We start from the raw sequence: 3,270 nt of genomic DNA on the forward strand, positions 1-3,270 counted from the left end.
CCTCCGACGGAGGTGGGCCCCGGTCTCGTGCAGCCTCTAGGCGGCGGGCTGTGCCAGCCACTCCGGCAGCGCCTCGAAGTCCTCGTGCCCCAGGGACAGCAGCATCGCGTCCGCGGGCGTCGGCTCGAACGGCTGCCGCAACAGCGGCATACCCGCCTGATCGGGCGTCCGGTCCGCTTTGCGGTGATTGTCCTCGGCGCACGAAGCGACCGTGTTCAGCCAGGAGTCCCTACCGCCCTGCGCCCTCGGCACCACGTGGTCCACGGTCGTCGCCCGCCTGCCGCAGTACGCGCACCGGTGCCTGTCCCGTACCAGAACACCCCGCCTCGACCAGGGCGCTTGTCTTCGGAAGGGCACCCGTACATACCTGCACAACCTGATCACCCGGGGCGCAGGTATGTCGACCGCGGCTCCGCGCATGCGCAGTTCGGGGTGGGACTGCTCGACGACGGCCTTGTCCTGGAGCACCAGAACGACGGCTCGGTTCAACGTCACCGTCGACAGCGGCTCGAAACTGGCGTTCAGTACCAGCGTGTCCCGCATTCCAGTCCACCTCCCGTGCGCACCGGCCCACCTCCTGGCGGGCGTGGATCAACTCTGGCCGGGCACGCCGAGATGGACAACGCAATAAAAAATGCCCGCCTCTGATCACTTCCAAGACCAGAGGCGGGCAAACGTTCAATGAACGTCAGTCTTCGGCGGGCACCTCGTACTCACCGACCAGTTGCGCACGCGCGATCGCGTGGAACCGGAGGTTGAAACCCACGACCGCAGGCGACACGTCCGCGTCCGGACCGAGCTTCTCCTGGTCCACCGCGTACACGGTGAACACGTACCGGTGCGACCCGTCCCCGGGCGGCGGCGCGGCACCGCCGAAGTCCTTGCTGCCGTAGTCGTTGCGCACCTGGACGGCGCCCTCCGGCAGCCCCTCGAACTTGCCGCTGCCCGCACCGGCGGGCAACTCCGTCACGGAGACCGGGATGTCGAACACGCTCCAGTGCCAGAACCCGCTGCCCGTCGGGGCGTCCGGGTCGTAGCAGGTCACGGCGAAGCTCTTGGTCTCGGGCGGGAAGCCCTCCCACCGCAGCTGCGGCGAGGTGTTGCCGGCCGCGTAGACCTGAGCGTCCTTGAGCGTCGCGCCCTCCTGGACGTCCTCGCTCGTGACCGTGAACGACGGCACGGGCGGATGGAAGTCATGGGGGAGCGGCCGCCGCTTGAGCTCGGTCACCTCGGTACCTCCTGATCGGTTTCCTTCAGTGCGTTCCGAGCCTAGAACCAGTTGCGCTTGCTGCCGACCTCGGCCAGCCACTGGTTGAGGTAAGCCGCCCAGTCGGTCCCCTGGTAGTCGTGCACACCCACCTGGAACGACCGGAAGGTGTCACTGCCCTCGCTGAAGAGCCCCGGCTTCTTGTCCATCTCCAGGATGACGTCCATCGCGTGCTCGTCGGCCACGAAGCTCAGCTCGACCTGGTTCAGGCCCCGGTACTGCGACGGCGGGAAGAACTCGATCTCCTGGTAGAAGGGCAGCCGCTGCCGGGTACCCCGGATGTGACCGCGCTCCATGTCCGCGTTCTTGAAGCGGAAGCCCAGCTGGATGAACGCGTCCAGGATCGCCTTCTGCGCCGGGATCGGGTGCACGTTGATCGGGTCCAGGTCACCGGAGTCCACGGCCCGCGCGATCTCCAGCTCGGTCGTCACGCCGATGTTCATCCCTCGCAGCGGCTGACCGTCGATCATCGTGATCGGCGTCTCCCACGGGATCTCGAGCCCGAACGGCACCGCGTGCACGGCACCCGCCTGGAGCTCGAAGGCACCGCCGAGCCGCGCCTTGGTGAACTCGATGTCCTGCTTGTACTCCTGGTCGCCGCTCTCGACCTCGACCTTGGCCTGGAGCCCGACCGACAGTCCCTCGATCTGCTGGTTGACGGACCCGCCCTGGATCCGCACCTCACCCTGGACGACGCCGCCCGGAACGACGTTGACCTCGGTCAGCACCGTCTCGACCGAAGCACCGCCGGCCCCCAGACTCGCGAGCAGCTTCTTGAACGCCATGACTCTCCTTCTACGAGTGACCCTTGATCCCTACAAACGCGATCCGACCGTGACCGGTTCCGCGTCCCACACCCTGGCAAGGCGGACGCTCCCTGACCACCCCGTGGTACCGACCCGTCTGCACTACGCTCGGAGGCCATGATCGCGACCCCCGACCGTACGCCCCTGCCGAGGGACTTCTTCGACCGGCCTGTACTGGAGGTCGCCCCCGACCTTCTCGGCCGCGTCCTCGTGCGCACCACCCCGGACGGTCCGATCGCCCTGCGCCTGACAGAGGTGGAGGCCTACGACGGCCCGAACGATCCCGGCTCGCACGCCTATCGCGGACGCACGCCCCGCAACGAAGTGATGTTCGGTCCGCCCGGACACGTGTACGTCTACTTCACCTATGGCATGTGGTTCTGCATGAACTTCGTCTGTGGCCCCGTGGGCCGGCCGAGCGGAGTGCTGCTGCGCGGGGGCGAGATCGTCGAGGGCGCGGAGCTGGCCCGCAGACGTCGACTCTCGGCCCGGTATGACAAGGAACTGGCCAAAGGCCCCGCGCGCCTGGCCACCGCCCTGGGCGTGGACCGGGCCCTGGACGGCACGGACGCCTGCGCACCGCAGGGCTCGCCCCTGACCGTGTACACGGGCATCCCCGTACCCCCCGACCAGGTACGCAACGGCCCCCGCACCGGGGTGTCCGGAGACGGCGGCGTCCACCCCTGGCGCTTTTGGGTCGCCAACGACCCGACGGTCAGCCCGTATCGGGCCCACACGCCCCGGCGCCGCTCAAGTTGACTCGCCCCCGCGGGGTGCGTAATGTAGCCCAAGCCGCTGAACCGGGTACGGCAATCGCCTGCAGCCGGAAGTGGCCAACCCACTACCTACGACAGCCCCTGACGGGGTCGATTTCGGCGTGCCTGCATGCTCGAAATCGGGACCCGCGGACTCGATTATGAGTCGCCAGGGGGAATCGGTTAACGTAGTGAATGTCGAAAGGCCGACGAGCGAAAGCGAAGAGGCCCCGGACGATCCCACCGACAGGGAATCGGATCACGAAAATGATCTGATAAAGTCGGAACCGCTGGAAAGGGAAACGCGGAAGCGGGAACCTGGAAAGCACCGAGGAAATCGGGTCGGGAAGATCTGATAGAGTCGGAAACGCAAGACCGAAGGGAAGCGCCCGGAGGAAAGCCCGAGAGGGTGAGTACAAAGGAAGCGTCCGTTCCTTGAGAA

At 67.1% G+C, this 3,270-nt stretch carries 4 protein-coding genes; 1 reads left to right on the forward strand and 3 read right to left on the reverse strand.

Going from position 1 to position 3,270, the window contains the following annotated elements; all coding sequences use genetic code 11:
- Positions 1 to 36: 36 nt before the first annotated feature.
- The 3 genes from ACFV0T_RS42085 to ACFV0T_RS42095 all read right to left on the reverse strand — a co-directional run bounded on the left by ACFV0T_RS42085 (position 37) and on the right by ACFV0T_RS42095 (position 2,052).
- Complete coding sequence (locus ACFV0T_RS42085; RefSeq protein ID WP_385790833.1) at positions 37 to 543, reverse strand: HNH endonuclease; 507 nt, start codon at positions 541 to 543, stop codon at positions 37 to 39.
- Positions 544 to 688: 145 nt separating this feature from the next.
- A complete protein-coding gene (locus tag ACFV0T_RS42090) occupies positions 689 to 1,228 on the reverse strand; it encodes a YbhB/YbcL family Raf kinase inhibitor-like protein (protein WP_385790835.1) in 540 nt (179 codons plus the stop codon).
- 41 nt (positions 1,229 to 1,269) lie between these two features.
- Positions 1,270 to 2,052 carry a sporulation protein gene (locus ACFV0T_RS42095; protein ID WP_385790837.1) on the reverse strand — a complete coding sequence of 261 codons (783 nt, stop codon included), beginning with the start codon at positions 2,050 to 2,052 and terminating at the stop codon, positions 1,270 to 1,272.
- A 138-nt stretch (positions 2,053 to 2,190) separates the two neighbouring features.
- Between ACFV0T_RS42095 and ACFV0T_RS42100 the strand changes: the two genes are divergently transcribed.
- Positions 2,191 to 2,832 (forward strand): DNA-3-methyladenine glycosylase, encoded by a 642-nt coding sequence (locus ACFV0T_RS42100; protein WP_385790839.1) that lies wholly within the window; start codon positions 2,191 to 2,193, stop codon positions 2,830 to 2,832.
- Positions 2,833 to 3,270 lie beyond the last annotated feature (438 nt).

The organism is Streptomyces sp. NPDC059582 (assembly GCF_042735715.1).
Taxonomy (GTDB): domain Bacteria; phylum Actinomycetota; class Actinomycetes; order Streptomycetales; family Streptomycetaceae; genus Streptomyces.

Bases quoted from the DNA above. Each gene is read 5' to 3' on its own strand.
- ACFV0T_RS42100 (WP_385790839.1), top strand. From the start codon at position 2,191: ATGATCGCGACCCCCGACCGTACGCCCCTGCCGAGGGACTTCTTCGAC.
- ACFV0T_RS42095 (WP_385790837.1), bottom strand. From the start codon at position 2,052: ATGGCGTTCAAGAAGCTGCTCGCGAGTCTGGGGGCCGGCGGTGCTTCG.
- ACFV0T_RS42085 (WP_385790833.1), bottom strand. From the start codon at position 543: ATGCGGGACACGCTGGTACTGAACGCCAGTTTCGAGCCGCTGTCGACG.